Here is a 26714-nt window from a genome sequence, read left to right on the forward strand (position 1 = left end):
ACTTCCCTGGAGTTCCCGATGTCCCAGAAGACTCTGCCCGAGAGCGGCCGGGAGGACGCCCTCGGCTCGTCGGCCGCCGCCTCGTCCAAGAAGTGGTGGATTCTCGCCGTCATCGCCCTGGCCCAGCTGATGGTGGTCCTGGACGCCACCATCGTGAACATCGCCCTGCCGTCGGCGCAGGCCGATCTCGGGTTCTCCGACGGCAACCGGCAGTGGATCGTCACCGCGTACGCGCTGGCGTTCGCCTCCCTGCTGCTGCTCGGCGGACGCATAGCCGACCTGTTCGGCCGCAAGCCGGCCTTCCTCATCGGCATCGTCGGCTTCGCGGCCGTCTCCGCGCTCGGCGGCGCCGCGACCAACTTCGAGATGCTGGTCACGGCCCGCGCCTTGCAGGGTGCCTTCGGCGCGCTCCTCGCACCCGCCGCACTCTCACTGCTGAACACGACGTTCACCGACGCCCGCGAGCGCGCCAAGGCGTTCAGCGTGTACGGCGCCATCGCCGGCGCGGGCGGCGCGGTCGGCCTGCTGCTCGGCGGCATCCTGACCGACGCCCTCGACTGGCGCTGGACGCTGTACGTCAACGTCGTCATCGCCGTGGTCGCCTTCGCGGGCGGCTGGCTACTGCTGTCCAACCACCGCGACGCCACGAACTCCAAGCTGGACGTGCCGGGCACCGTCCTGGTCGCCGCCGGTCTGTTCTCCGTGGTCTACGGCTTCTCCAACGCGGAGACGCACGACTGGAGCTCCGCGTCCGCCTGGGGCTTCCTGTTCGCGGGCGGTGTGCTGCTGGCCGCCTTCGCCTGGTGGCAGACCCGCGCCGCGCACCCGCTGCTGCCGCTGCGCATCTTGCTCGACCGCAACCGCGCGGCCTCGTTCCTGGCCGTGCTGATCTCCGGCGCGGGCATGTTCGGTGTGTTCCTCTTCCTCACCTACTACCTGCAGTTGAACCTGGGCTTCAGCCCGACCAAGACCGGCGTGGCGTTCCTGCCGATGGTGGCGGCGCTGATGGTGGCCGCGCAGATCGGCACCACGGCCCTGGTGCCGCGGATGGGACCGAAGGCGGTCATCCCGCTGGGCTTCGCGATCGCCGCGGGGGGCATGGCCTGGCTGACCGGCATCGGGACGGGTTCGCACTACGCGAGCGCGGTGCTGCCGCAGCTGATCGTGATCGGTGTGGGCCTCGGTCTGGTGATGCCACCGGCCATGCAGCTGGCCACCGGCGGAGTTGCCGCCGAGGACGCGGGCGTCGCCTCCGCCACGGTCAACGCCATGCAGCAGGTGGGCGGTTCGATCGGTACGGCGCTGCTGAACACGCTGGCCGCGAGCGCCGCGACCGACTACCTGGCCGGGAAGGACCCGACGAACAAGCTGACCCAGGCCCAGGCGACGATCGAGAGCTACACCACCGCCTTCTGGTGGTCGGCGGGCTTCTTCGCCGCCGGCACGCTGATCGCGTTCCTGCTGTACCGGCGCGGGGTGCCCGAGCAGGACGCGGACGCGGCACCGGTCGTCCACATGTGAGCGGCCTCGCCTGAGCCGCGCTTGGTCCGAGGGGCCGCCGTCTGCAGGGAGACGGCAGCCCCTCTTCGCTTGTCCCCTTCTTCGCTTGCCCTCTCTTCGCTTGTCCCCTCTTCGCTTGGCGTCTTTTCGGCTTGACGCCTCTTCGCTCGAATGTCGGACAGCCCCGCTGACGTTGGACGGTGCCGCGAGTGGGTACCCACCGGTCCATGCGAATCAGCGTGGTGGATGTCGGATCGAACACGGTCAGGCTGGTTGTGGCGGACGCGGAGGGTGGGGTGCCGCTGCCGGTCCACACCGCCAAATGGCGCCTGAGGCTGTCCGATCACGTGCGGCCCGGAGGCCCGGTTCCGGAGGACGCCGTGGAGCGGCTCGTCGACGCGGTCGACGAAGCGAGCAGAACCGCGACCCGATGGGGCGCGGCCGGCCCGCTGGCCTTCGCGACCGCCGTGGTGCGCGGCGCCCCGAACCGCCAGGAGGTGCTGCGTACCGTCCGGACGCGGACCGGGGTCGCTCTGTGCACCCTGCCGGGCGAGGTGGAGGCCGAACTGACGTTCCTCGGGGCCCGGCGCTGGATGGGCTGGCGGTCGGGGCCGCTCGCCCTGCTGGACATCGGCGGCGGCTCGCTCGAGGTGGCCTTCGGCCGTGGCCGGCTGCCGGACTTCGTGGCCTCGCTGCCGCTGGGTGCGGGACGGCTGACCCATGAGTTCTTCGACGACCAGGACCCGCCGCCGCCGGAGCTGGTGCGGGCGCTGCGCCGCAAGGTCCGCCACCAGCTGAGGGACGTCGCCGCCCGGATCCGCTGGGAGGGACCACGCACGGCGGTGGCCACCTCCCGCACCTTCCAGCAACTGGGCCGCCTGTGCGGAGCCCCGCCCGGCCGCCACGGCCCGTTCGTGGAACGGCTGTTGCACCGCCCCGACCTGCGGGAGGCTGTCGACCACCTGGCCGCCCTCCCCGCCGTCGAGCGCGCCGCGCTCCCCGGCATCTCCGCGCCGCGCGCGGCACAGAGCCTGGCCGGCGCGGTGGTCGGGCACACCGCGATGAAGCTGACCGGGATCAAGACGCTCACGGTCTGCCCGTGGGCGATCCGCGAGGGGGTCCTGTTGCGCCATATAGAGGACGGGGCGGCCTGGTGGGCGGAGATCGCCCGCCGCAACGAGGAGGCCGCGCCGTCGGATCCGGTGCCGCTGCGCATCGCGACCCCTTCGAGCCGGACCGAGGAAGGAGACAGCTGTGTCCCACGACCGGAACCGGAACGACAAGCAGCCCGAGACGGCGCTTGAGGAAGTCCTGCGCGAGATCGAGGACGCCGAGCGGCGCACCGGGGACTCCGCCGAGCAGCGACGCCACGGGGGTGAGGCCGGGGAGGCCATCACCCCCGACCCCGATGCCCAGGAGGAGTCCCACGGGGACTGACGCGGGCTCTACGAGGACGGCGCCCCCACGGGCCGCGCCTGGAGGGCCCGCGCCACGCCGTACAGGTTGGCGGCCATGGCCCGCCCCGTCCGGTGCGACCACTCACGACCGCGCTCGTCGTCGAGGTAGTCGGGGCCGGGGCCGGGCCCGAGGTGCCAGTAGGTCCACGCCTGGCCGGGAACGGTGTAGCCGAGGTCGGTGAGCGCGCCGGAGATCTCGCTGATCACATGGTGCGCGCCGTCCTCGTTGCCGGTGACGACCACGCCGGCGACCCGGTTGTAGGCGACCGGCCTGCCCTCGTCGTCGGCTTCGGACATCAGCGCGTCCATCCGCTCCAGGACACGCTGTGTCACGGAGGACGGCCGGCCGAGCCAGGTCGGCGAGGCGACGACGAGGATCTCGCAGCCCAGCAGCTTCCGGTGCATGTCAGGCCAGTCGTCGCCCTCGTGCACGGGCTCGCTGACCACGCCCGGCGCGATGTCCAGATCGACCGCCCGGACGACCTCCACGGCGACGCCGTCCTTCTCCAGCTGCTCCACGACGACCCGGGCGAGCGCCTGGGTGTTGGACGGCTCCGGCGACTTCTTGAGCGTGCAGTTGATCACAAGTGCCTTCATGTCGGCCCGGAGTACCCCGCCCGGCCGACTCCACGCGGGTGGGTGTCCCGGCACCGGCGGGGTACCCGGGGCGCATGCCGTACGACATCGCGGAACCGCCGCTGCCCGCCGCCCGTGGCCCGGTCTCGGCAGCCGTCGAGGAGTACCTGCTGGACTCGGGACCGCTGCCGCGTCAGGAGGACGTCGCGGGATCGGCCGTGTACGGCGACGACCTCCAGCTCGCCCTCTACCTCTGCTACGAACTGCACTACCGCGGCTTCGCGGGCGTGGCCCCGGAGCGCGAGTGGGACCCGGACCTGCTGCGCACGCGCGCGGCACTGGAGCACCGTCTCCTGTCCGCCCTGCGCGCGGACACCGCCGTCCACGACAGCGTCGAAGAGGCCGTCGAGGAGCTCCTGGTCGAGCCGGTCGACGGTACGGGCGTCACCCATTACCTGTGCAAGGAGGGCGAGTTGTGGCAGCTGCGCGAGTACGCCGCCCAGCGCTCCCTCTACCACCTCAAGGAGGCGGACCCGCACGCCTGGGTGCTGCCGCGGCTGTGGGGAAGGGCCAAGGCGGGCATGGCGGCGGTGGAGTTCGACGAGTTCGGCGGCGGCCGCCCCGACCGCGTGCACGCGCGGCTGTTCGCCGACCTGATGGCCGACCTGGGCCTGGAGACGACGTACGGCCGCTACCTCGACGCGGCCTGCGCTCAGGCCCTGGCCACGGTGAACCTCATGTCCCTCTTCGGCCTGCACCGGGCCCTCCGGGGCGCCCTGGTGGGCCACTTCGCCGCGGTCGAGATCACGTCCTCCCCCGGCTCCCGCCGCCTGGCCGACGCGATGCGCCGCACGCACGCCGGGCCCGCCGCCGAGTTCTTCTACGACGAGCACGTCGAGGCCGACGCGGTCCACGAGCAGGTCGTACGCCACGACGTCATCGGCGGACTGCTGGCCGAGGAGCCGCATCTCGCCGCCGACGTCGCCTTCGGCATCGACGCCACCGGCCATGTCGAGGACCGGTTCGCCGCGCGGCTGCTCACCGACTGGCGTGAGGGACGGTCGTCCCTGCGCACACCTCTGGAGTCGCAGTCGCGCACGCCCCCACCCCCACCCCCTTCGCCGCGAACGCCCCTGCCCCTGCGCCGCGCACACCGCACGCTTCCGAAATCCCCGGTATCTCCTGAATGCCGGGGTACCCGGGCGCAGTGACCCCTCTCGTGCCGCCGCTCGCCCTCCCGGGTGTCTACACCCCGCAGGAGGACACCGCCCTGCTGGTCGGGGCCCTGTCCGAGGAACCGCTCCGGCCGGGCGCGGACGTCCTCGACATCGGCACCGGGACCGGCGCGCTGGCCCTCGCGGCCGCCCGCCGCGACACCCGGGTGACCGCGGTGGACGTGTCCTGGCGCGCGGTGTTCACGGCCCGCCTGAACGCCTGGCTGGCGAGGGTGCCGGTGCGCATCCGACGCGGGAACCTCTTCGCTCCCGTCCGCGACCGGTCGTTCGACCTCATCCTGACCAACCCGCCGTACGTACCGACGCCGGAGACCGGACGACCGCCCCGGGGCACCGCCCGGTCCTGGGACGCGGGCCTGGACGGGCGGTTCGTACTGGACCGGATCTGCCGGGAAGCCCCCTCACGGCTGCGTCCCGGCGGCGTCCTGCTGATCGTGCACTCCGCGCTGAGCGACCCCGGCCGGACGGTCGAGCGCCTGCGCGCGGCCGGCCTGAAGGCCGCCGTGACCCGCCGTCGTCGGATCTCCTTCGGTCCGGTGCTGCGCGCCCGGCAGGACTGGCTGCGGGAGCGCGGACTGCTGTCCCCCGTCGAGCAGAAGGAAGAGCTGGTGGTCGTCCGTGCCGAACTCCCCGTCTGACCGGCCCCGCCGGATCACGGTGCGTCGCCGGGGCCCGATCCTGGTGGAGGGCCCGGTGGAAGTGGAACTCGAGGACGGCACCACGGTGTCCTCCGACCGCTTCCGCGTGGCCCTGTGCACCTGCCGCCGCAGCCGCCGCTATCCCTGGTGCGACACCAGCCACCGCGACAGAAGCGACACCGGTCGCCGCTGCGAGGACTGACGACAGTGACCCGAGGGGTCGGCGGGCGGCCCCACTCCGCCCGCCGACCCCCGGTGCGAGATCACAGGTCCCCGTGCCAGGGGCACACACACTCCCCAGCTGCGGGCCCCCCGGGAGGGTCACGGGGACCGTGCGATCCCGGTCCTCAGAACGTGAAGACGCCGCTCCCGTAGGTGCTCTTCACGCACTCGTTGGCAAAGGTGCGCTCATAGGAGACGCGCTGGCCCCGCCAGACGCCGTCGACCGTGACCACCACGGGTTCGTACTCCTTGGTGCACGCGACGCCGCCCCTGACCGTCAGGGCGTCGAAGTCCCCGTCGGCGGTGCGCAGTTCGGCACACGCCGGGGCCACGGCCGGATGGGTTCCGGATGCGGTCGGGGCGCAGGTCAGGGTGACGGCGCGGTGCGGGGTGGCGGTGGCCGCGCTCTCGCCGTGGCCCAGGGTGAGTACCAGGGCCGAGGGGGCGTAGAGCGTGGTCGGGGCGTTGGACGGGACTGTGGCCGGGGCGGCGAGGGCGGCCCCGGTGAGGGGTCCGCAGACGGCGGTGGCCGTGATGCCGAGGGTCGCTGCCCAGCGCGCGGTGTTCCGCATTGTGTGCATCCTTCCGCTGATTCGAGGGTGTGCCGCACCGGCTCGATCCGTGCCGGAACGGCGAGCGCGAGTCTGCCGAGTCCGCCGCCGAAACTCACATCGACCCCATGGGTTTCAGTAACATTGCGTGTTGAATCAGTGGCGCGAAGTCACGGAAATCGAACGCACCAACCCTTTGAGTGGGCGATTCTTGATCGCTCGATCGGGCCGATTGGCCGGATTTCCCCGCTCGGCAATAGGCCTGAAACCTTCCGATTCAGCCGTCAGCGCAGTCCCTCGTGACCCCTTGTGTTCACATTCGATCGGAGTAATCGTGATTACATGATTACGAACGAGCAACACGAGAAGCTGCGCGGCTGGTTCGCCGGCCGCCTGCCGGACGACCTCTTCGAGGGTCTGGTCGAGGTGACGGCCGACCGCGAGGAGATCACCGTGATCGGCCGCATCCCCGAACCCCGGCTGGGCGAGGAAGCCTCGGCCGCCGAGCGGGAGGCGGCCGTCCAGGGCCGGATCCAGGAGTTCCGGGAGCGCACCCGGGACGCCCGGATCGCCGTGGCCCGCGAGGCCGAGCACCGGTTCGACCGGAAGGTCTCCTGGGGCGTGGAGTGCGGCGGGCAGCGGGCCCTGTTCACGCATGTGGCGGCGCCCGTCATGACGCGGCTGCGCCAGCCCGAGCGCCAGGTCCTCGACACCCTCATCGCGGGCGGCGTCGCCCGCAGCCGCAGCGACGCCCTCGCCTGGTGCGTCCGGCTGGTCCAGCGGCACGCCGACGAGTGGCTCACCGAGCTGCGGGAGTCCCTCGAACACGTCCAGCGGGTGCGGGCGCAGGGTCCCGACGCCGAACCGGAGGACACGCCGACCGACGACAAGTGAGGGAGGAATCGTCCACATCTGCACCCGGCGCGGCTGGTACGACCCCGAGGCGCTCCAGGCCGTCCGCTACGTTGCGGGCATGACCAACTTCGTACTGGTGGCCGGTGCCAGGCTCGGCGCGTGGGCGTGGGACGAGGTGGCGGCCGCGCTGCGTGAGTCCGGGCAGGTTGTCCATCCTCTGACCCTGTCCGGCCTCGCCGAGAAGCAGGGCGCGCCGACGCCCGGACAACAGACCCACGTCGACGACATCGTCGCCGAGGTGGAACGCCTCGATCTCCGCGACATCGTCCTGGCCGGCCACAGCTACTCGGGCATACCGGTGGGGCAGGCAGCGGTCCGGATCGTTGACCGGCTGAGGCGTGTGGTGCTGGTGGACGCCAATGTCGCCGTCGATGGGGAGTCCTTCCTGTCGGGCTGGCCGAGCGACCATGTGCGGGCGGAGATCGAGGAGAACGGCGGCTTCTGGCCGTCGCCCACCGCGGACCACTTCGCGGGTCAAGGACTGACCGACGAACAGATCGCCCGCATCGTCGACGGCTCCACCCCGCACCCGGGCGCCACGCTCACCGAACCGGCGGTCATGGCACGCCCGTTGGACGAGCTCCCCGGCACGTACATCAAATGCCTCCTCGACGGCGACGAGCCGTGGGGCGCCGCGGCCGAACTCCTCAAGAGCGACCGCTGGGAACTGGTGACCATGGACACCGGGCACTGGCCGATGTTCTCCCGGCCCCGCGAACTGGCCCGGATCCTGCACGAGTCGGCCGCCGGATCCTGATTCCTGGCCCGCCCCTGGTGGACGGGCTGCCGCCGGCTCGCCAGGATCGTCGGGACGACGCTGCTCGACGAGGAGAGGCGGGGCGGTACGCATGGGCAAGCACTGGGCGGACTTCCAGTACGAGATCTATCTGAACGGGATGTCGGGCGCCGTACCGCGGCTGCCCACCGATCTCAACCGGCTGGAGGAGATGGCCGAACAGCGGCTCGGCCCCGGCCCGGTCGGCTATGTGGCGGGCAGCGCGGGCGACGGCAGCACCGCCCGCGCCAACCGGGCGGCGCTGCGGCGGCGCCGGATCGTGCCGCGCATGCTGCGGGACGTGCACGAACGGGATCTGTCCGTGGAGGTGTTGGGCCGCGCGCTGCCCGCCCCACTGGCCCTGGCGCCGGTCGGCGTGCTGTCGATCATGCACCCGGACGCCGAGCCGGCCGCCGCCCGGGCCGCCGCCGCGCAGGGCGTGCCGTACATCCTGTCGTCGGCCTCCAGCACGCCGATGGAACAGGTAGCGGAGGCGATGGGGGACGCCGAGCGCTGGTTCCAGCTGTACTGGCCGAAGGATCTCGAGGTGGCCCGGAGTTTCCTGGACCGGGCGAAGTCTGCCGGGTTCACCGCGCTGGTCGTCACGCTGGACACGCCGCTGCTGTCCTGGCGGCCGCGCGACCTCGACCAGGCGTATCTGCCGTTCCTGCGCGGCGTCGGTACCGCCAACTACTTCTCCGATCCGGCCTTCCAGGCGGGCCTGGCCAAGCCGGTGCACGAGGATCCGAACGCGGCGGTGATGCACTTCGTGGGCATGTTCGCGGATCCCGGCAAGACCTGGCCGGACCTGGCGTTCCTCAGGGAGAACTGGGACGGCCCGATCGTCCTCAAAGGCATCCTGCACCCGGACGACGCCCGCCTCGCCGCCGACGCCGGGATGGACGCAGTGGTGGTGTCCAACCACGGCGGCCGCCAGGTGGCCGGCTCGGTCGCGGCGGCCGACGCGCTGCCGCGAGTCGCCAAAGCGGTCGGCGACCGCCTGACCGTGCTCTTCGACAGCGGCATCCGCACGGGCGACGACGTGTTCAAGGCCCTCGCGCTCGGCGCGCGGGCGGTCCTGGTCGGACGGCCGTACGTCTACGGGCTCGGCCTCGACGGACAGCCCGGCGTCGAGCACGTGATCCGCTGCCTGCTCGCCGAGTTCGACCTCACGCTCGCCCTGTCGGGCCACGCCACGCCGGCCACCGTGGGTCCCCCCGACCTCGTGGAGGACTCGGCGTGACCGGAAGCTGGACGCGGTCCGACAGTTCCACCGCCCGCGCCGACGGCGATTGCGTCCCGGTGACCGACAGCGAGCCGGGGCTGGCCGTCGCGGGTGGGTCGGTCAGCCAGCGTTGTCCGTCGGAGCCGTCGCGGACCTTGACGACGATGTCGGCGCCCGGGTCCTCGGTGGTGGGGGTGAGGGCGAGCTGCTCGTCCCAGCGGGGCAGCAACTCCCCCTGCACGGTGAGGTCGTAGCGCACATCGTCCGCTCGCTTCGCCTTCTCGCCTGCGCAGCTGCCGAGGACGACCACGCCGGCGTCCAGGTGCGAGTCCAGGCACAGGTCGGGGTCCGCCACGCTGCGCAGCAGTCCGTCGTCCTCGTACGACCACTGCTGGGTCGCCGCCGACGAGCACTCCGCCAGCTCGGTGCCGCCTCCGGCCTCGGGTCTGCCGGTGATGTCGACACACAGGTCGGCGGCCGCGTTGCGCAACCTGGTCCGGTCCGGGACGGCCGGAAGCTGGGCGGTGCCCGGCGCGGGGGACGCCGTCGGCGGGGTCGGGCCGTTCCCGGGTGCCGCACCGACGCCGCCGGTCGCGCTGGTGGAGGCGGCCGGGTCGGCACCGTCGTCGTCCGACCACAGGCTGGCGACGAACACCGTCGCGAGCAGCCCGGCTGAGGCCAGGCCCACCCCCGTCAAGAGCGTCCGGGAGGAGCGCGGTCCGCCCGGAGTCCGGCGGCCCGGCGTGGGGATCCCCGGCAGCAGACGGCGGCGTCCGCCGCCGTGCCGGGCGGAGCCGCGCGTCCGTGGCGTCTGCTGGGAGCGGCCCGGGCGGGTGTCGAGATAGCGCCGGGCGCCCCAGCCGAGCACCGCCTCGGCGAGCAGGACACCCAATCCGCCCTCGAAATGGCTCAGTTGTTCGGCGGCGTTACCGCAGTGCCGACACTCCCCCAGATGTTGCCGCACATCCGGCAGCAGGGCTCCACCCCGGCGAATCGGAACATCGAGGAGGCGGTTGTAGAAGCGGCAATCCTTGGTCGGCGCGAGTTCACGATGGGCATGTACACAACCCTCACGGAATTTTTCACGCGCCTGTTCGAGAGCCACCGACGCGGTGTCGGTATCCATGCCCAGGAGACCGGCCGGTACGGTTATGGGCTCCGCCTCCACCTCGACGTGCCACAACAGACACCGGGCGAGTCCGGGAAGCGTGTGGAATGAACGCTCGGCCAACTTGCGGTTTTCGGGCGTCAAGGACTTGGCCGCGCGCAAACCGCGCCCCCCGGCCGGTTTCCCCAAATCCGGCATCACTGCGGATATTCGGTCCTCGGCCGACCACTCCCGGACGGTGTCCCGGACGGCCACCAGGAGCCGGGGACGTAACGCCACGCCGGGCTCGCCGAGGGCCAGCCGGTCGAGAACCTGGTGGTAGGCGGCAGCGGTGACCATGGAGGCGGTGTCCGCCGGAGAGGCGAGGCAGATCACCGCGTAGTCGTGGACCGGCTGCCAGTGTCGTGCCATGAGCAGCGCGACGGCCGGCCCGGCTTCACCGTCCGGACGGGCTCTCAGCGCGGCGCCGAGGCTCTCGTCGGATTCTTCGGGAACCCCGCTGGGCGGAGGGTAAGGCGGGCGAGGGGGGTGGGGGGTGGGCACTGAGTGGATTCCTTCCCACGGACATGGGACTGACAGAAGTCATGGCTGCCGAAAAGGAACCCGGATCGGCGCGTACCTTTTCGGCCGCGGTCGCGGGGAGCACGAATTCACCGACATCCATCCGCCCCGGTTCCCCACGGGACGAATGCGGGTCGGCCCTTACCCCCCACACCGGCTGTTCACCCTTCCACAAGTCACACAGAGCCAACAAGGCACTTGGACAACATCCATACCGTTGAAGGAAAGTCAAATACACATCAACTCATCGGACTCGTACTGGCTTTCGCTCTCGCGCACGCGTCCCGTGCGAAACCCGAGCACGCGGGGGCGTGCGACCGGCCGCCTCCGGTGGGACCGGATCTGCGCAGGGGTCAGATCTGCCAGGAGCGCAGCCGGTCGGCCGCGCCGTACACATCGGTCTTACCGGAGATCAGATCGCGGGCGAGGTCGACGAGGGCGCCATACGGCGGGTCGATGCCGACGCCGCTGACGAACATGTAGGCAACGGCCGTCGCGCAGGCGAAGCGGGCGTTGGCCGACGGCAGGGGCTTGAGCAGGGCGAGGGTGTGCAGCAGTGCGGCGGCCCGCCAGGCGGGGTCGGAGTCCACGCCGAGGCGCGGCGGATCGACGCGGTGGCGGGCGACGGCGGCGACCAGGGCCGAGAAGTCGTTGATCGTGGGCTGGTCCGGCAGGACCTCTTCGTGCCGCTGGAGCAGCCAGGGCACATCGATGTGGACGACGGGAGCCATCGGTCAGGCGACCCGTCCCTCGCTCTTGGCGCGCGGTTCGTCCTCGGGGAAGGCGGCCGCGAACTCGTCGGCGTGGGACGCGAAGAACCGGCGGAAGGCTTCCGCGCCCTCCTGCAAGGCCCGGTGCCGGGCGATGTCGGCGGCGGCGGCCTCCCGCACGAGGGCCTTCATCGACGTACCGCGCTCCTTGGCGATCTGCCTGAGGTCCTCTAGCTCGCGGTCGCTGAACTCCACGTTGAGAGCTGGCATGCCCCTCACGGTACCGCGCGGGTACTTACTCGTAAATACCACCAGGTCAGGGCAGTAGTACGGCGGTACCGATCCGGTGGAAGGGCCATGTCCGATTCCCGCCGGACGCCGGGCGGACGGGGCAGCAGACTCGTAGCCGGGACAGGGGAAGTACAGACGAAGAAGAGGGGCGAGCCCATGACCCTCACCACCGACCAAGCCCACCGACGGGTCTCCGGCACCGACTGGACCGCGCTGGCTTCGGAGTTGGACGTGCACGGGTGCGCGCCGACCGAGCGGCTGCTGACGCCCGCCGAGTGCCGTGATCTGGTGGCGCTGTACGAAGAACCGGAGCTGTTCCGGACCACCGTCGACATGGCGCGGCACCGCTTCGGGTCCGGGGAGTACCGCTACTTCACGCACGACCTGCCCACCGCCGTCGCCGCCCTGCGCGAGGCCCTCTACCCGCGGCTGCTGCCGATCGCCCGGGAGTGGGCGGCCCGGCTCGGCCGGCCGGCGCCGTGGCCGGACTCGCTGGAGGAGTGGCTGGAGCGCTGCCACACGGCCGGGCAGGACCGGTCGGCGCAGATCCTGCTGCGCTACGGGGAGGGCGACTGGAACGCCCTGCACCGTGACGTGTTCGGAGACATGCTCTTCCCGCTCCAGGTGGTCGTCGGTCTCGACGTGCACGGCACGGACTACACGGGCGGCGAGTTCCTGATGGTGGAGCAGCGGCCCAGGGCCCAGTCGCGGGGCATCGCGAGCGTGCTCCGGCAGGGCCACGGCCTGGTCTTCACGACGCGGGAGCGGCCGGTGCGCACGCGGCGCGGTTGGTCGGCCGGACCGATGCGGCACGGGGTGAGCACGGTCCGCTCGGGCCATCGGCACACCCTCGGGATCGTCTTCCACGACGCGTCCTGAGCCTCGGGCGAGGGGCCTGCGCAGGAGCCGGTCAGCGGGGCGGGTGCGGCCGGCTGCAAGGCGGAGCAGGCTGTGACATCAGCCGCTGCCGCGGCAGGCGACGCAAGGGGGGTCCCCCGCGCGAGGTTGTTCGAGCGCGTGATCCGCCGGGCAGGCCTCAGGCCACGGGCGGCCGCACCCAGGGCGCGAGGCGCTCCCCGGCGTTCAGATGTGCGCGCCGGTACCGGAAAGACGGTGCCCGGGACGATGTCGAGCTGTCCGGCGGCGATCAGGCAGGAGGCGCGGGCCGGGCCGCCCGCGTCCGCTTCGAAGGCCAGGACCGCCCTTCCTCGTCTTCCGCAAGACCTCACTGAGACGTGGGTCACATTCTCCCGTCCCGTGTCACATTCGGGCCCCCACCGGCCCTCGCAGTAGTGAGCGCCACTGGGGAGGGCCATCCATGTCCGAGAGCACCACGAGCACCGTTTCCGACACCGACGACCCGCTGGGCGAGGCGACCGGTGTCTTCGTCGAGCACCGTGAGCTGTTCGGCCTTGTCTACAACATGCTGGGCAGTGTCGCCGACACCGAGGACGTGCTCCAGGAGACCTGGCTGTCGTGGACGGGGCGGGCCGGCCGCTCTCCCCTCGACGGCATCGCCAACCCCCGCGCGTATCTCGTGCGTGTCGCCGTCAATCACGCGCTGGCGCGGCGAGCCGCTGGGCTGCGCCCGGTGCACGGCCGCGACAAGGCCGTCCGCCTCATCAGCGGATACGCGTCCCGGGGCCGTCGCGCCCGGCGGCAGCTGGACCTGCGCTACCGGCGCGTCAACGGCGACGACGCGGCGGTGCTGTTCGAGGGGGACTCGCCGTACGCGGTGATGGTCATGGACCTCACCCCCGAGGGCGATCAGGTCTCGGGCGTCTACATCGTGTCCAACCCCGACAAGCTCACGCACGTGCACCGGGAGGAGCAGTGACGACCAAGGGCGAGCGGGTCGCCGACTGGTTCGACGGACGGCTCGGCATCCACACACTCGGCAAGCGGTACCTGCGCAAGGTCTTTCCCGACCACTGGTCCTTCCTGCTCGGCGAGATCTGCCTGTACAGCTTCGTCGTACTGATCCTCACGGGCGTGTGGCTGACGCTCTTCTTCCATCCGTCGATGAACGAGGTGACGTACCACGGCAGTTACACCCCGCTCAACGGCGTCCGCATGTCCGAGGCGTACGCCTCCACGCTGGACATCAGCTTCGACGTGCGCGGCGGGCTGCTGATCCGGCAGTTGCATCACTGGGCGGCGTTGGTCTTCGTCGCCGGGATGCTCACGCACATGATGCGGCACTTCTTCACGGGGTCGTTCCGCAAGCCCCGTGAGATCAACTGGCTGTTCGGCTGGAGTCTGCTGTTTCTCGGCCTGTTCGAGGGCCTGTTCGGCTACTCGCTGCCGGACGACCTGCTGTCGGGGACGGGCCTGAGGTTCGTCGACGGCGCCCTGCTGTCGGTGCCGATCGTCGGGACGTATCTGTCGATGTTCCTGCTGGGCGGGGAGTTTCCGGGCGACGACATCGTGCCCCGCCTCTACTCGCTGCACATCCTGGTGATCCCCGGCATCATGGCCGCGCTGATAGTGGCCCATATCCTGCTGGTCGTCTACCACAAGCACACGCAGTTCGCCGGCCCCGGGCGGACCGAACGCAACGTCGTCGGCGCGCCGTTCATGCCGGTGTACATGGCGAAGGCGGGCGGCTTCTTCTTCCTCGTCTTCGGGGTGCTCACCCTGATCTCGGCCGTGGCGACGATCAACCCGGTCTGGAGTTACGGCCCCTTCCGCGCCGACCAGGTCTCCACGGGCGCCCAGCCCGACTGGTACCTGGGCTTCGCGGAGGGACTGGTCCGGATCATGCCGGGCTGGGAGATCACCCTGTGGGGCCACACGCTGGTCCTCGGCGTGCTGATCCCGATCGTCGTCTTCCCGCTCCTGCTGGTGTTCATCGGCGTGTACCCGTTCCTGGAGGCCAGGATCACGGGCGACAAACGCGAGCACCATCTGCTGGACCGCCCGCGCAACCGGCCGGTGCGTACGGCGATCGGCGCGGCCTGGATCAGCCTCTACCTGATTCTGCTGGCGGGCGGCGGGAACGACATCGTGGCGACCCGCCTGCACCTGTCGATCAACACGGTGACGTGGGCGGTCCGTATCGGGATGTCCGTGGTCCCGGCGGTCGTCTTCGTCGTCACCCGCCGCATCTGTCTCGGACTTCAGCTTCGGGACAGGGAACTGGTGGTGCACGGTCGTGAGACCGGCGTGATCAAGCGGCTGCCGCACGGTGAGTACGTCGAGGTGCACCAGCCGCTCGATCAGGCCCGGCTCCACACCCTGACCGCCCATGAGCGGCCGGGTGAGTTCGTGGAGCGTGAGCGCGTCAGCCTTGATCCGCCACGAAGGACGCCATCCGGGTCAGGGCCGAGTTCCAGTTGATGGTGTGCTCGTTGGTCGACCAGGACTGGATGTCGTCGATGAAGCAGAACTGGCCGACGCAGCCCTGGAGTTTGCTCTGTGCGTAGGGGTCCTGGATGCTCGAGTTAGGCCCGCCGGCGAGGGTGCCGTCGGGCGGGTTCGGCAGCTTCGGGTCGAGCTGGCGGGCGTACCAACGGCTGTGCTGGTTGTGGGCGTTGACCTCGCCGTAGCCGGTGACGTACGAGATGTTCAGCGCGTTGCGGCCGAACATGTAGTCCATGCTCTGCAGGGCTCCGTCACGGTACTTCGAGCCGCCCGTGATGTCGTAGGCGGTGGCGATGACGACCGCGTTGTGCAGGATCTGGTGGTTGGAGCCCCAGTCGTAGAGGTTGTCGGCGGGGGCGTACGGCATGCCGTACGGCTGTGCCTGGAGCGTGGCCAGGTAGCGGTCGGCGCCCTTGACTACGGACTGGCGGACCTTGTCCCGGCCAGGCAGCTTGCTCGGCACGGTCGCCAGGTCCAACCGGGCCGCGGCCGCCGTCCGGGCCCAGTCGTAGCCGAGGGGGCCGAAGATGTCGGCGGTGTGGACGGGTGAGGCGAGGACGTGGTCGGCGAACTGCTTCTCCCCCGTGGTGAGGTACAGCTCGGCCGCCGCCCAGTAGAACTCGTCGGTCGCGTCGGAGTCGGAGTAGGCGCCGCCGCCGATGCCGTCGTTCGGGTCGGCGTACATCTCAGGGTGGGCGAGTGCCGCCGTCCACGCCTTGCGGGCAGAGGCGAGAGCCTTGGCCGCGAACGCCTTGTCGTAGGGCTTGTACAGGCGGGCCGCCTGCGCCGCCGTCGCCGCCAGGTTCAGCGTGGCCTGGGTGCTCGGCGGGTGCAGCTCGCGCTTTTGCGGGTCTTCGCTCGGCAGCAGCGGCAGGCCCGTCCACTGCTCGTCGTGCATCTTGTGGTGGGCCATGCCGGCCAGCGGTTGCCCGTCGGGCACCTGCATCTTCAGCAGGAAGTCCAGCTCCCAGCGGACCTCGTCGAGGATGTCCGGCACCTTGTTGCCGCTCTCCGGGATGGCGAGCGTGCCGTCGCCCAGCTTGGACGGCTGTCCGGTGCGGGCCGTCAGGGAGCGTTCGTAGGTGCTCAGCAGCTCCCAGGTGGAGATGCCGCCGTTGACGACGTACTTGCCGTGGTCGCCGGCGTCGTACCAGCCGCCGGTGACGTCGAGTGTGTAGTCGCAGACGCCGGGCTGACACGGCACGTCGGAGTCGCCTTGGTTCGGCGCCACGTCGACGTGGCCGGCGGGGCGGCCGTAGCCCGGGCGCAGGTCGTCGCGGATCGCGATGCCGCTGCGCTGCGTGTAGTAGTACTTCGCGGCATCCAGGCGCAGCTTGTCGTAGGCGCTCGTGCCGATGTCGAAGGGGCGGCTGGTCTCGCCGTCCACGACCAGGGTGAGGCCGGTGCCCTGCTTCTTGTAGGCGCCGAAGTCGATCGAGTGGACGTTCTGCGCGGAGGAGGCGTCGGTGCCGCGGGGCACGGTCCAGCCCTGGGCGACCACCGCGCCGCCGGAGTTCTTCAGCTGCCAGGGCAGTTTCGCGGTCGCGTCGGTGACCAGCGTGGCGTTCTTCGGGCCGGCCGGCAGATAGGCGACCTGGTTGACGCGCACCCGGGGTCCGGTGTCGGGCTCGTACACCTCGGGCGGCACCCCGCCGAGCAGGGACACGTCGTCCATGCAGAAGCGGAACGGGTCGGCGCTGCCGCCGAGTTGGAAGCCGACCTGGGCCTGCGTGGTGTCGACGGGTGAGGTGAACGTGTAGGCGTACGAGTTCCCGGAGACGCTCAGCTGCGGAGTGACCTCGAAGTAGGTGTCGTAGGGGGCCACCGACAGACCCACGATCGCCCGGACGACGTGCCCGTCGGGCGAACCGTTCGCGGTGAAGGCGAACTTGTACGACTCGCCCTTCACCAGGGTGATGTCGTTCTGGCCGACGGCGGCGTCCCAGCGGTTGGCGGTGCCGCCCGGCACGTCCGCGCAGAGCTGTCCGTCGGACAGGCCCGCGGTGACGTTGCTGGTCGTCCACCAGGGGGCGGTGGTGGTGTCGAAGGTGCCGTTCTTGACCTGTTCGACCTCCTCGGCGGCGGCCCCGGGGGCGGGAAGGCCCACGAGTGCCGCCGCTAAGAGGGCCGTCAGGGACAGCAAGGTGGTTCTGCGTCGTTTCACGTCTGGGCTCCTCGGGAGAGGTGCGGGTGACGCTCGGGATGGGAGCGCTCCCAGATGCGGACGCAGGCCATGCTTGTTCGAGGTATGACACTCCGTCAACGGTCCGGACGGGACTGGTTCCCGTCCGGACCGCACGAGGGTCGCCTCAGCGGGCCGCTCAGCCGGCCGGAACCTCCAGCTTGCTGATGCGGATCGCGCCCTGGACCTCGCCCGGTTGGCGGCTGGTCAGGGTGAGCCGCAGTCGGGAGCCGCGGACGGCGTCGAAGGTGATCATCGTCGGCTCGTCGGAGGCGGTGGCCCAGTCGACGGCCGCCCCCTTCACCGGCATGTACCGGCGGCCGTCCCACACCTCGGCCTCGACGGAGGCGGGCAGGCTGTGGGTCGCGCTCAGTGTGAAGGAGACCTCCACGCGGTCGAAGGTCCTGCTCCGTCCGAAGTCGACGGAGACCCAGTCCTCTGCCCGTGCGCCGTTGAAGGCGGGCAGCAGGGCGGTGGCGGCCTTGTTGAAGGCGTTGGACCAGCCGGTGGCCGGGTCGCCGTCGAGCATCGCGGCGGGCAGGGTGTCGGGGCGGCCGGAGTAACTGGCGTCCGCGTACGGGTGGTTCGGGGGCGCCGGGTGGTCGGGCTGGAACGCGGCCGCCTCAGTGGTCGCCGCCGACCGGGCGGGCACGGTCCGCACGGTCACGGTGTCCGACCGCAGGCCCTCCACGCGGGCGGCCACCTTCAGGGTGCCCGGCTTCGTACCGGACCGTACGATCGCGAGCGCCTTGCCGTGGAAGGCGGTCCGGGTGCTCGCCTGGTAGCGCTCGGCGCTCTCCTCGCGGCCGTTGTCCAGGCCTGCAAGGGAGCCGCCCGTCACGTCGAAGGAGATCAGGTGCTCGGCGCCGGGCACCACCACACCGCGGGCGTCGACGATGTCCGCGGTGACGAAGACCAGCGAACGGCCGTCGGCGGCCAGGGACTTGCGGTCGGCGGTGAGGCGTACGGCGTGCGGCGCCCCGGCCGTGCGCAGGACGTCGGCGGCGACCACCTTGCCGTCGCTGAGCGCGACCGCCTTCAACTCACCGGACTTGTACGGCACTTTCCAGGTGAGGTGCAGCTTGCCCGCGCTGCCGTTCGGGCTGGTGTAACTGCCCGGGTAGGGGCCGTCGGTGAAGGTCTTGTCGTCGCCCGTGGCCTCGGTGGTCTCCAGGTACTCCCGGCCGTCGGTGGTCTTCTTCGTGTCGAACCGCCGGGTGCCGAGGGACTTGCCGTTGAGGAACAGCTCGACGGTGTCGACGTTGGAGTACGCCCACACCTCGACCGTGTCACCCTCCTCGTGATTCCAGGTCATCGGCAGCAGATGGACCATGGGCTCACTGACCCACTGGCTCTGGAACAGGTAGTACATGTCCTTCGGGAAGCCGGCCGTGTCGACGGCGCCGAAGAAGGAGGCCTTCACCGGGAAGACGTCGTAAGGCGTGGGCTCGCCGATGTAGTCGATGCCCGACCACAGGAACTGCCCGGTGAACCACTTCCGGTCCCGGTCCTTCTTGTGGCCGTACTCGCCGCTCATGGTCCAGGAGGCGAGGTTGTTGTCGTACGACGAGGTCGCCCGCTTGCCCGGCGTGTAGTTCTCGCCGGTGTTGAGGCGCTCCGGCTCCTGGTAGGTGCCGCGGGTCGACGTCTCGGAGGACGACTCCGACTCGAAGAGGAACAGGTTCGGGTAGCGGGCGTGCAGGGCGTCCACCGACTTGGCGGTGTTGTAGTTGAGCCCTAGGCCGTCGAGCTTGGCGAGGATCAGGTCTCCCGGGGAGCCCACGGCGGGCAGGCTGCGGTGCCGGTGGGAGCCGATCACGATCGGACGGGTGTCGTCGGACGCCTTGACGGCTGCGATGAGCCGGTCCGCCATGGCGAGGCCGGCGGTGGAGGTGAACTCGGAGACCTCGTTGCCGATCGACCACATGATGACGGCGGGCGAGTTACGGGCGGCCAGCACCATCTCGGTGACGTCCCTGTCGGCCCATTCGTCGAAGAACCGTCCGTAGTCGTACCGCGTCTTGGGGCTCTTCCAGCAGTCGAACGCCTCCACCATCATCACGATGCCCAGCTCCTCGCAGACCTCGATCATCTCCGGCGAGGGCGGGTTGTGGGAGGTGCGGAAGGCGTTGACGCCCATCGACTTCATGATGGTCATCTGTCTACGGATCGCGTCGATGCTGACGGCCGCGCCGAGCGCGCCGAGGTCGTGGTGCAGGTCGACGCCCCTGAGCTTGGCGTAGGTGCCGTTGAGGTGGAAGCCCTCGTTCGGGTCGAGGCGGAAGGTGCGGATGCCAAAGGGGGTGCGGTAGGTGTCGACGGCCTTGCCGCCGACGCGCAGTTCGGTTTCCAGGGTGTAGCGGTGGGGCGATGCGAAGTCCCACAACTTCGGCTTGGCGACGGTGAGTTCGTGGGTCTCGGTGGCCTGGTCGGTCACGGAGACCGTGGTCGCCGTGCGCGCGACCGTGCGGCCGCCGGCGTCCTTGATCCGCGACCGGACCTCGACCTCGCGCGCGGTGCCGGTCTCGTTCACCACCGAGGTCCGCACCTCGACCAGCGCCCGGTCCTTGGTGATGTCCGGGGTGGTGACGTACGTACCCCAGCGCGCCACGTGCACCGGCTCGGTGACGACGAGGCGGGCCTCGCGGTAGATGCCGCTGCCCGAGTACCAGCGGCTGCTGGGCAGCCGGTTCTGCACCTTGACCGCGATCACGTTCTCGGTGGTGCCGTCCGTGTGCAGCAGGTCGGTGACGTCGAAGGCGAAGCCGGTGTAGCCGTAGGGATGCCGGCCGACCTCGGTGCCGTTGCAGTAGACGTACGAGTCCATGTAGACGCCGTCGAACTCCACCGAGATCCGCTTGCCGGCGAGGGCGGGCGGCAGGGTGAAGCCGAGGCGGTACCAGCCGAGGCCACCGGGGAAGAAGCCGGTGCCGCTGGTGGTGCCGTGCTGTGTGGTGGGGGCCTGCTCAATGCTCCAGTCATGCGGAACCGCGACCGTGCGCCAGCCCGAGTCGTCGTATCCGGGAGCGGCGGCGTCGGCGTATTCGCCGGTCGGGTCGGTGATCCCACCCGGATTGACCAGCGCGAAGCGCCAGCCGTCACGCAGGCCGACCGTGCTGCGGCCGGACGCGCCCCCGGCGGCCCCGGCGGCGTCCGCGGCCCATGCCGCCGGGGCGCCCAGAAGCGCTCCGGCCGCCGGCGCGGCCGCGGAGGCGAGTAAAACCGATCTGCGAGTGACCGACATGGCGGCTCTCCCTCATCAGGGCCCAGAAGTACTCACAACTGATCGTGAACAAACAGATTCTTTCTGTTGGTCATGTACGGCCGTCAAGGGTGCGGTGAGGACCTTCTGCCCCAGGCGTCACATCGGCTGGATTTGCCCCTTGACCACGGGTTGGGCGGCGGTGCCGCATGAACCTGGTTTTTCCCGGCCGTGCGGGGCGGCGACGCATTACGCTGAACCCCGGTGACACACCCCGTTCACTGTGAGTGTGCACGTTGGAGTGGCGACGATGAGCCCGGTGTACCCGTTCGACGATGCCGCGACGGCGCGCGCTGTCATCGACGAAGCGGGCACGCTGGTGGAGTGGAACGACGGTGCCCGCCGGCTGCTCGGCCACTCGGCCGCCGACGTCGTGGGACGTCCCGCCGCCGAGCTGCTGGCCGACGAGGGTGCGGCCGACCGGGACTCCGTGCCCGAAGGGTCCCGTTGGGACGGCACACTCACGCTGCGTCACCGCGACGGCTCGAAGGTGTCGGTGTGGCTGCTCGCTCACCACAAACGGCCGGAGGGCGAGAACCCCGGCCACTGGCTGGTGGTCACCCCGCTGGAGGGTGACGGTCGGCGCTCGCCCGACGACCCGCTGGACAAGGCCGAGCTCGTCCAGTCGCCGTGCGCCGTCGCCATCTACGACGAGCGGCTGAGGCTGCGCCGGATGAATTCCGCCATGGCCGAATTGCTCGGCCTGCCCGAGGAGCGGGTGCGGGGACTGCGGGTGCCCGAGATGAGCGCCAGACCGCAGAGCGCGGACATCGAGCGGCATCTGCACCACGTGCTGACGACCGGCCGGGGGCACGACGTCCGGACGTATCTGCCGATCGGCCAGGACGGCCGGATGAACGCCTGGCTGGCCCGGATGGCCCCGATCACCGACGCCGAGGGCCGGGTGCGGGGCGTGTGCGTCGCCGCCCACGACTTCAACGAGCAGTACATGGCCCAGGAACGGCTCCAGCTGGTGAACGAGGCCAGCGTCCGCATCGGCACCACCCTCGATGTCACCCGGACGGCTCAGGAACTGGCGGACGTGTGTGTCCCCGCCCTCGCCGACTTCGTCAGCGTGGACCTGCTGGACCCGCCGGAGGCGGGGCGCGAACCCGCGGCACAGCTGACCGCGCCGATCAGTCTGCGCCGGGCGGCCCACCGGTCGATCAACTCGGGCAACCCCGAGGCCGTGGCCAAGCCCGGGCAGGTGGACATCTATCCCGCCGCCTCCCCGCAGGCCGACTCGCTGCTGGTGGGCCACACCATCGTGGCCTCGATGGACACCGGCGACCTCGCCGAGTGGCTCGCCTGGGACCCGGTGCGCGGCGATCGCGTCAGGCAGCACGGCATCCACTCCACGATGTCCGTGCCGGTCCAGGCCCGTGGCGTGACCCTCGGCGTCGCCGTCCTCACCCGGTTCCGGCGGAAGGACCGCTTCACGCCCGACGACGTGCTGCTGGCCGAGGAGGTCACGGCCCGGGCAGCCGTCTGCATCGACAACGCCCGCCGGTACTCGCGCGAGCGCGAGACCGCCCTCGCCCTGCAACGCAGCCTGCTGCCCCGCTCGCTGCCGCGCACGGCCGCCGTGGAAGCGGCCTCGCGCTACCTGCCGGCGGCGCGGGCCGGGGTGGGCGGGGACTGGTTCGACGTGATCCCGCTGTCCGGGATGCGGGTCGCGATGGTCGTCGGGGACGTCGTCGGCCACGGCATCCAGGCCTCGGCGACGATGGGCCGCCTGCGCACCGCGGTACGCACACTCGCGGACATCGACCTGGCCCCCGACGAGCTGCTGACCCACCTCGACGACCTCGTCGTACGGCTGTTCACGGAGGCCGGCGTGGAGGGCAGCCCCGGCGAGGTCGGCGCCACCTGCCTGTACGCGGTCTACGACCCGGTGTCGCGGCGCTGCACGCTGGCCCGGGCCGGACATCCGTCGCCCGTCATGCTCCCGCCGGGCGGCGCGCCCGTGGAGGTCGACCTGCCCGCCGGGCCGCCGCTGGGCCTGGGCGGGCTGCCGTTCGAGTGTGCCGAGCTCGAACTGCCCGAGGGAACCGTGCTGTCCCTGTACACCGACGGGCTGATCGAGAGCCGCGACCGTGACGTCGATGCCGGCCACGCGCTGCTCTGCGAGGCCCTGGCGTCCTTCTCGGGCTCGCTGGACGAGACCTGCGACCGCGTCCTGCACGGACTGCTGCCGCCGGGCGGCGCCCTGGACGACGTGGCGCTGCTGCTGGCCCGCACCCTGGGGCTGCCCGCCTCCCAGGTCGCCACCTGGGACATCCCGGCCGATCCGTCGCTGGTCGCGCCGATCCGCAAGCAGGTCGTCTCGCAGCTCGGCATCTGGGCCCTGAGCGGGGTGGCGTTCACGGCCGAGTTGGTGGTCAGCGAGCTCGTGACCAATGCCATCCGGTACGGCTCCCGGCCCATCCGGCTGCGACTGATCCACGACGCGACGACGCTGATCTGCGAGGTGTCCGACACCAGCCACACGGCTCCGCACCTGCGCCGCGCCAAGACGTGGGACGAGGGCGGACGCGGACTGCTGCTCGTCGCCCAGCTCACCCAGCGCTGGGGCAGCCGGCACACGGCCGACGGCAAGACGATCTGGGCGGAGATCGCTCTCCTCGACGAGGAGTGAGGGTGCGCGCCGTGGCCGGCGGCCGAGGTGCCGGGGCCGGAGCGGACTCCGAGTGGCCGGTCAGCGGCGGCCGTCGGGGGACCCGTATCCGTACCCGTTGTACCCGTTGTACCCGCCCCAGCCGTACTGGCCGTCCTGCCCATTCCACGAGCAGGCGTACGGGTTGTAGTAGCAGGACGCGTCGCCCGTCGGGTACGGGTTCGTCGGTGTCGGCGAGGGCTTCGGTGTGGACGGGGTCGCGGACGGCGTCGGTGTGGGTGTGGGCGTCGGTGTCTTCGGCGGCTCGGGGGTGGTGGGCTCGGGTGCCTTGGAAGGGGTGTCGGCCGTTTCCCAGTTGACCACCTCCATCTGGAGGTCCGTCTTCGAGGTGTCGATGACCCAGCGCTGGGCGGAGCCGTCGTCACGGGTCTTCAGGACCAGCGCGCCCCCTCCGTCGGTGGCGGCCGGGGCCAGGGCCAGGTCCTGGCTCCAGCGCGGGACCAGGGTGCCCTGGAGGGTGAAGTCGTAGCGGACGTTCTTGGTGTCCGGCTTTTCCGCGCCGGTGCACGGGGCCAGCCGCACCGAGTAACCGAGGTGGGAGTCCAGGCAGAGGTCGGGGTCCTCGGCGTTGCGCAGCAGTCCGTCGGGCTCGTACGACCACCGCTGGGAGGGGTCCGAGGAGCATGTGGTGAGTTCGGTCTCCGCGCCCTTGACGGCCTTGTTGCCGGCGACGCCGACGCACAGCCCGGAGGAGACGTTGTGCAGCCGGCCGCGCAGGGTGCCCTGCTTGGCGTCCTCGGCGTCGGCCCAGGACGGGTCGGAGGTCGAGGTGCCCGTGTCGGCCCCGGGCGTCTCGGCGGCGCGGCCGTCTTCGGCCGGGGCGGTGCCGTCGGAGGAGTCGAGCGAGGACCACAGCACCAACGGCAGGACGATCAGTCCGCTCACCGTCATGACGGCCACGGCGAGGTTGCGGCGGGCGGCGCGCCGGGCGGCCTTGTGCGCCGAGCGGCGGGAGGCGGGGCGTGGCCCGCCGGTACGGGCGGCTGCGCGGGCGGCGGTACGGGGACCGGTGCGCGGGGCCGGCGCCTCGGGGCCGAAGGTCTCAGCTCTTGAACCGAAGGTGTCGGAACCGAAGGCCTCGGAACCCATTGCCGCGGAACCGAAGGCGTCACCCGTGACGGCCGCAGGCGGGCTCGCCGGCATGGGAGGAAAGGGCGGGAACGGCCCGCCCGATGCGGCCCGCGGCTCGGCGACCGCATCGGAGAAGAAGGATTCACCCGCGATGGCCGGCGCGGGCGTCTCCGCCTCCTCGGGCACGGCGTGCACGCGCGCGCGTGCCTCCTGATAGGCCCGCGCACCCCAGCCGAGCACGGCTTCCGCCAGCGCCACGCCGAGACCCTGGTTGAACTGCCGCAACTGGTCGGCGGTGTACCGGCAGTGCCGACATCCGTCGAGGTGGCCACGGAGATCGGCGTCGATGTCGACGCCGCCGCGCCGGTAGGTGACGTCCAGCAGCCGGAGGTAGTGCCGGCACTCCTGCTCGGGGGCGAGTTCGCGGTGGAGCTGGAGGCACTCCTCGCGCAACCGCTCGTGGGCGCGCCGCACTTCGACGCCGGCGTCCTCCTCGTCGAAGCCCAGCAGGGCGGCGGGTATGCCGAGCGGTTCGGCCTCGACCTCGGTGTGCCACAGCAGGCAGCGGGCCGACTGGGGCAGCCGCTGGAACGCCCCGGACAGCAGCCGACGGTTCGGCGGCGGCAGCAGGCGGGCGGCGACGCGGTCTGAGTCGCCCTCGGTTCTCAGTTCCGGGTGCAGCTGTTCGCGTCTGCCGTCGGTGTCCCACTCCGCCGCGATACGGCGCACGGTGACGAGCAGGTGGGGGCGCCAGGCGGACGTCGGTCCGGTCTGCCGCAGGGATTCCCCGAAGAGCCTCGTGAATGCCGCGGTGGTGAGCATTCCCGCGGCGCGTGGGCCGTCGGTGCACAGCCGTGCGTAGGCGAAGGCCGCTTCCCAGTGCCGGTCGAGGAGTTCGCCGACGGGCTGGACCGCGGGTGTCGCCCCACTCCACTTCTTGAGTTCGGCGCTCAGTTGCTCGTCCGTGGCTTCGGACGGCCGAGCGGGAGTCGGGGAATTCGACAGGCCTGCGTCATGCACGGCGGCATTCCTCCCGAGGGCTTGCTTCATAAAGTCCATACCAATGGGTATGCGAACCCGTCGACGACGAGGCGGGCACACCCGCACAGAGTTCGGCATCTCGAACGCCCGCCAGGGGCAGCTCTTTTGAAGCGTGGGGGACGTACGGGAGCGGCCTCGTGCGCACAGGGGAATTGTTTTGTCCGTGCGCCGACAGGGCACACCTTTGCACAGGCCAGCGAGCCGGAACAAGGGATCTCGCGGTTTTGTGCATTGCGTGCACGGCTGAGGGATTGACGAAACGTCAATAGGGATGCTTTAGAGATTGCCGCGGAATCGGCATCCGAATCGATAACGAGATTCACTTGGCTCCGCCCCAACCATTGAACGGCCACTCCACCGCGCATTCGGCCGGTCTGAACACGTCACGTTCCAACCATTGGGCGGCCGGCCCGGTAGGCACCCGGCGGCATCCCGTAGCGCTCACGGAAGACCCGGTTGAAGTGGAAGGGGCTGGCGAAGCCGGAGGCCGCGGCCACGCGTTCCACGGACAGGTCGGTGTTCTCCAGCAGCCGGGCGGCGTGATGCAGACGTGCCTCGCGCAGCGCCCGCATCGGGGACCGGCCGAGCTGCTCGGTGAACAGATGCGCGAACCGGGAGGGGGACAGCGACACGGCGGTGGCGAGCGAGCGGACGGTGTGCGGGGCGCCCGGGTCGGCCGCGATCAGCTCCTGGGCCCTGCGCACCCGGGGGTCGACGCCGGGCGGGGGCGACGGCGTGCGCGCGGCGCCGACGGTGAGCAGGACGACCTCCTCCAGCGCGCACAGGGCGAGTTCCCTGGCCGCGCTGCCGTGCGCCACGGCGACCCGCTCCCGGTCGTCCCCGGGTTCGGTGACGGGCGGTGTGCCGGTCCCGGTCCATCGGGCGTCGGTGAGCATGCGGCGGAACGCGGCCTCGATCCGGCCGTCGGCGTCCCGGTTCGCCGGGGTGACGACGTACATGCCGTCGCCGGCGTCGTACGGCCGCAGCCAGGCGGGCCAGGACGGTCGGGCCTGGCAGTGCACCCACCAGAACCGCCAGTGCGCCGCGCCCGGTTCGGTCCCGTAGTCGTGCCGGACGCCGGGGGCGAGCGCCACCAGGTCCCCGGCACCGGCCCGCGTCTCGCTCGCACCCTGGCGCAGCCGGCCCCGCCCGCCGGTCGTCCAGGTGAACAGCCAGCTGTCGGCTCCGTGCGGCCGGTGCACGCCGTAGCCGGGCAGCTGGTCGAAGCGGCCGATCGCCACCAGGCCCGGCGGCGGGGCGGGATCACCGTGTGCGGCAGCGTCGGGCAATCCGTCAGCGGTCACGGGCATCCTCCTTCGACGTGCGTCCGCCTAGCGTGACGTACAGAGACCAC

22 protein-coding genes are annotated in these 26714 nt (G+C 71.1%); 13 read left to right on the forward strand and 9 right to left on the reverse strand.

Annotated features, from left to right (window positions below; genetic code table 11):
• Nucleotides 1-18: 18 nt before the first annotated feature.
• The 3 genes from CLM62_RS42640 to CLM62_RS42650 all read left to right on the forward strand — a co-directional run bounded on the left by CLM62_RS42640 (nucleotide 19) and on the right by CLM62_RS42650 (nucleotide 2937).
• Entirely contained in the window at nucleotides 19-1521 is a 1503-nt protein-coding gene (locus CLM62_RS42640) for an MFS transporter (protein ID WP_095755257.1), read from the forward strand.
• Between the two features lie 206 nt (nucleotides 1522-1727).
• Nucleotides 1728-2804, forward strand: coding sequence for a hypothetical protein (locus CLM62_RS42645; RefSeq protein ID WP_095755395.1), 1077 nt, complete (start codon nucleotides 1728-1730; stop codon nucleotides 2802-2804).
• Complete coding sequence (locus tag CLM62_RS42650; protein WP_095755258.1) at nucleotides 2755-2937, forward strand: hypothetical protein; 183 nt, start codon at nucleotides 2755-2757, stop codon at nucleotides 2935-2937. The genes CLM62_RS42645 and CLM62_RS42650 overlap by 50 nt, the downstream gene beginning before the upstream one ends.
• 8 nt (nucleotides 2938-2945) lie before the next feature.
• Here the strand turns inward: CLM62_RS42650 and CLM62_RS42655 are convergent, their stop codons facing one another.
• Nucleotides 2946-3554, reverse strand: a complete 609-nt coding sequence (locus CLM62_RS42655; protein WP_095755259.1) for a flavodoxin family protein — start codon at nucleotides 3552-3554, stop codon at nucleotides 2946-2948.
• A gap of 74 nt (nucleotides 3555-3628) precedes the next feature.
• Between CLM62_RS42655 and CLM62_RS42660 the strand changes: the two genes are divergently transcribed.
• The 3 genes from CLM62_RS42660 to CLM62_RS42670 are packed head-to-tail and all read left to right on the forward strand — an operon-like array spanning nucleotide 3629 to nucleotide 5608.
• Nucleotides 3629-4744 carry an iron-containing redox enzyme family protein gene (locus tag CLM62_RS42660; RefSeq protein ID WP_095755260.1) on the forward strand — a complete coding sequence of 372 codons (1116 nt, stop codon included), beginning with the start codon at nucleotides 3629-3631 and terminating at the stop codon, nucleotides 4742-4744.
• A complete protein-coding gene (locus tag CLM62_RS42665; protein WP_095755261.1) occupies nucleotides 4720-5406 on the forward strand; it encodes a HemK2/MTQ2 family protein methyltransferase in 687 nt (228 codons plus the stop codon). The genes CLM62_RS42660 and CLM62_RS42665 overlap by 25 nt, the downstream gene beginning before the upstream one ends.
• Complete coding sequence (locus CLM62_RS42670) at nucleotides 5387-5608, forward strand: CDGSH iron-sulfur domain-containing protein (protein WP_095755262.1); 222 nt, start codon at nucleotides 5387-5389, stop codon at nucleotides 5606-5608. Before CLM62_RS42665 ends, CLM62_RS42670 begins: the two co-directional genes overlap by 20 nt.
• Before the next feature lie 145 nt (nucleotides 5609-5753).
• Here the strand turns inward: CLM62_RS42670 and CLM62_RS42675 are convergent, their stop codons facing one another.
• Complete coding sequence (locus CLM62_RS42675) at nucleotides 5754-6200, reverse strand: protease inhibitor (RefSeq protein WP_095755263.1); 447 nt, start codon at nucleotides 6198-6200, stop codon at nucleotides 5754-5756.
• 321 nt (nucleotides 6201-6521) lie between these two features.
• Between CLM62_RS42675 and CLM62_RS42680 the strand changes: the two genes are divergently transcribed.
• From CLM62_RS42680 to CLM62_RS42690, 3 genes are all read left to right on the forward strand, one after another.
• The gene (locus CLM62_RS42680) at nucleotides 6522-7073 is read left to right on the forward strand and encodes a hypothetical protein (RefSeq protein WP_095755264.1); all 552 of its coding nucleotides are present in this window, start codon (nucleotides 6522-6524) and stop codon (nucleotides 7071-7073) included.
• A 79-nt stretch (nucleotides 7074-7152) separates the two neighbouring features.
• Nucleotides 7153-7851 carry an alpha/beta fold hydrolase gene (locus CLM62_RS42685; protein ID WP_095755265.1) on the forward strand — a complete coding sequence of 233 codons (699 nt, stop codon included), beginning with the start codon at nucleotides 7153-7155 and terminating at the stop codon, nucleotides 7849-7851.
• Between the two features lie 91 nt (nucleotides 7852-7942).
• Nucleotides 7943-9112, forward strand: a complete 1170-nt coding sequence (locus CLM62_RS42690; protein ID WP_095755266.1) for a lactate 2-monooxygenase — start codon at nucleotides 7943-7945, stop codon at nucleotides 9110-9112.
• Here CLM62_RS42690 and CLM62_RS42695 read toward each other — a convergent pair.
• The 3 genes from CLM62_RS42695 to CLM62_RS42705 form a co-directional block, all read right to left on the reverse strand.
• Nucleotides 9039-10745, reverse strand: coding sequence for an RICIN domain-containing protein (locus tag CLM62_RS42695; RefSeq protein ID WP_095755267.1), 1707 nt, complete (start codon nucleotides 10743-10745; stop codon nucleotides 9039-9041). The two genes, CLM62_RS42690 and CLM62_RS42695, sit on opposite strands and share 74 nt — an antisense overlap.
• Nucleotides 10746-11116: 371 nt before the next feature.
• Nucleotides 11117-11494 (reverse strand): toxin Doc, encoded by a 378-nt coding sequence (locus CLM62_RS42700; RefSeq protein WP_095755268.1) that lies wholly within the window; start codon nucleotides 11492-11494, stop codon nucleotides 11117-11119.
• Nucleotides 11495-11497: 3 nt separating this feature from the next.
• The gene (locus CLM62_RS42705; protein ID WP_095755269.1) at nucleotides 11498-11743 is read right to left on the reverse strand and encodes a hypothetical protein; all 246 of its coding nucleotides are present in this window, start codon (nucleotides 11741-11743) and stop codon (nucleotides 11498-11500) included.
• A gap of 177 nt (nucleotides 11744-11920) precedes the next feature.
• Here CLM62_RS42705 and CLM62_RS42710 point away from each other — a divergent pair, with 177 nt between their 5' ends.
• From CLM62_RS42710 to CLM62_RS42720, 3 genes are all read left to right on the forward strand, one after another.
• On the forward strand, nucleotides 11921-12643 hold the full coding sequence (locus CLM62_RS42710) for a 2OG-Fe(II) oxygenase (protein WP_095755270.1): 723 nt from the start codon (nucleotides 11921-11923) through the stop codon (nucleotides 12641-12643).
• 439 nt (nucleotides 12644-13082) lie between these two features.
• On the forward strand, nucleotides 13083-13601 hold the full coding sequence (locus tag CLM62_RS42715) for a sigma factor (RefSeq protein ID WP_095755271.1): 519 nt from the start codon (nucleotides 13083-13085) through the stop codon (nucleotides 13599-13601).
• Nucleotides 13598-15103, forward strand: a complete 1506-nt coding sequence (locus CLM62_RS42720; protein WP_095755272.1) for a cytochrome bc complex cytochrome b subunit — start codon at nucleotides 13598-13600, stop codon at nucleotides 15101-15103. The genes CLM62_RS42715 and CLM62_RS42720 overlap by 4 nt, the downstream gene beginning before the upstream one ends.
• On the opposite strand, the gene CLM62_RS42725 is transcribed toward CLM62_RS42720, so the two are convergent.
• On the reverse strand, nucleotides 15048-17291 hold the full coding sequence (locus tag CLM62_RS42725; protein WP_095755273.1) for a glycoside hydrolase family 9 protein: 2244 nt from the start codon (nucleotides 17289-17291) through the stop codon (nucleotides 15048-15050). The genes CLM62_RS42720 and CLM62_RS42725 overlap by 56 nt on opposite strands.
• Before the next feature lie 157 nt (nucleotides 17292-17448).
• A complete protein-coding gene (locus CLM62_RS42730) occupies nucleotides 17449-20553 on the reverse strand; it encodes a glycoside hydrolase family 2 TIM barrel-domain containing protein (RefSeq protein WP_095755274.1) in 3105 nt (1034 codons plus the stop codon).
• A 268-nt stretch (nucleotides 20554-20821) separates the two neighbouring features.
• Between CLM62_RS42730 and CLM62_RS42735 the strand changes: the two genes are divergently transcribed.
• Complete coding sequence (locus tag CLM62_RS42735; protein ID WP_095755275.1) at nucleotides 20822-23209, forward strand: SpoIIE family protein phosphatase; 2388 nt, start codon at nucleotides 20822-20824, stop codon at nucleotides 23207-23209.
• Between the two features lie 60 nt (nucleotides 23210-23269).
• Here CLM62_RS42735 and CLM62_RS42740 read toward each other — a convergent pair whose 3' ends face one another.
• Nucleotides 23270-25339: an RICIN domain-containing protein gene (locus tag CLM62_RS42740; protein WP_257004417.1), complete on the reverse strand. Its 2070-nt coding sequence runs from the start codon at nucleotides 25337-25339 to the stop codon at nucleotides 23270-23272.
• A 404-nt stretch (nucleotides 25340-25743) separates the two neighbouring features.
• Nucleotides 25744-26670, reverse strand: coding sequence for a helix-turn-helix domain-containing protein (locus CLM62_RS42745; RefSeq protein ID WP_095755277.1), 927 nt, complete (start codon nucleotides 26668-26670; stop codon nucleotides 25744-25746).
• Nucleotides 26671-26714: the final 44 nt, after the last annotated feature.

Source organism: Streptomyces sp. SA15, assembly GCF_002291145.1.
Lineage (GTDB): Bacteria > Actinomycetota > Actinomycetes > Streptomycetales > Streptomycetaceae > Streptomyces.

What these genes read in the sequence shown, in the direction of transcription:
- CLM62_RS42640 (WP_095755257.1), top strand. Translation starts at nt 19, where the DNA reads ATGTCCCAGAAGACTCTGCCCGAGAGCGGCCGGGAGGACGCCCTCGGC.
- CLM62_RS42645 (WP_095755395.1), top strand. Translation starts at nt 1,728, where the DNA reads ATGCGAATCAGCGTGGTGGATGTCGGATCGAACACGGTCAGGCTGGTT.
- CLM62_RS42655 (WP_095755259.1), bottom strand. Translation starts at nt 3,554, where the DNA reads ATGAAGGCACTTGTGATCAACTGCACGCTCAAGAAGTCGCCGGAGCCG.
- CLM62_RS42660 (WP_095755260.1), top strand. Translation starts at nt 3,629, where the DNA reads ATGCCGTACGACATCGCGGAACCGCCGCTGCCCGCCGCCCGTGGCCCG.
- CLM62_RS42665 (WP_095755261.1), top strand. Translation starts at nt 4,720, where the DNA reads ATGCCGGGGTACCCGGGCGCAGTGACCCCTCTCGTGCCGCCGCTCGCC.
- CLM62_RS42675 (WP_095755263.1), bottom strand. Translation starts at nt 6,200, where the DNA reads ATGCGGAACACCGCGCGCTGGGCAGCGACCCTCGGCATCACGGCCACC.
- CLM62_RS42680 (WP_095755264.1), top strand. Translation starts at nt 6,522, where the DNA reads ATGATTACGAACGAGCAACACGAGAAGCTGCGCGGCTGGTTCGCCGGC.
- CLM62_RS42685 (WP_095755265.1), top strand. Translation starts at nt 7,153, where the DNA reads ATGACCAACTTCGTACTGGTGGCCGGTGCCAGGCTCGGCGCGTGGGCG.
- CLM62_RS42690 (WP_095755266.1), top strand. Translation starts at nt 7,943, where the DNA reads ATGGGCAAGCACTGGGCGGACTTCCAGTACGAGATCTATCTGAACGGG.
- CLM62_RS42700 (WP_095755268.1), bottom strand. Translation starts at nt 11,494, where the DNA reads ATGGCTCCCGTCGTCCACATCGATGTGCCCTGGCTGCTCCAGCGGCAC.
- CLM62_RS42705 (WP_095755269.1), bottom strand. Translation starts at nt 11,743, where the DNA reads ATGCCAGCTCTCAACGTGGAGTTCAGCGACCGCGAGCTAGAGGACCTC.
- CLM62_RS42710 (WP_095755270.1), top strand. Translation starts at nt 11,921, where the DNA reads ATGACCCTCACCACCGACCAAGCCCACCGACGGGTCTCCGGCACCGAC.
- CLM62_RS42715 (WP_095755271.1), top strand. Translation starts at nt 13,083, where the DNA reads ATGTCCGAGAGCACCACGAGCACCGTTTCCGACACCGACGACCCGCTG.
- CLM62_RS42730 (WP_095755274.1), bottom strand. Translation starts at nt 20,553, where the DNA reads ATGTCGGTCACTCGCAGATCGGTTTTACTCGCCTCCGCGGCCGCGCCG.
- CLM62_RS42735 (WP_095755275.1), top strand. Translation starts at nt 20,822, where the DNA reads ATGAGCCCGGTGTACCCGTTCGACGATGCCGCGACGGCGCGCGCTGTC.
- CLM62_RS42745 (WP_095755277.1), bottom strand. Translation starts at nt 26,670, where the DNA reads ATGCCCGTGACCGCTGACGGATTGCCCGACGCTGCCGCACACGGTGAT.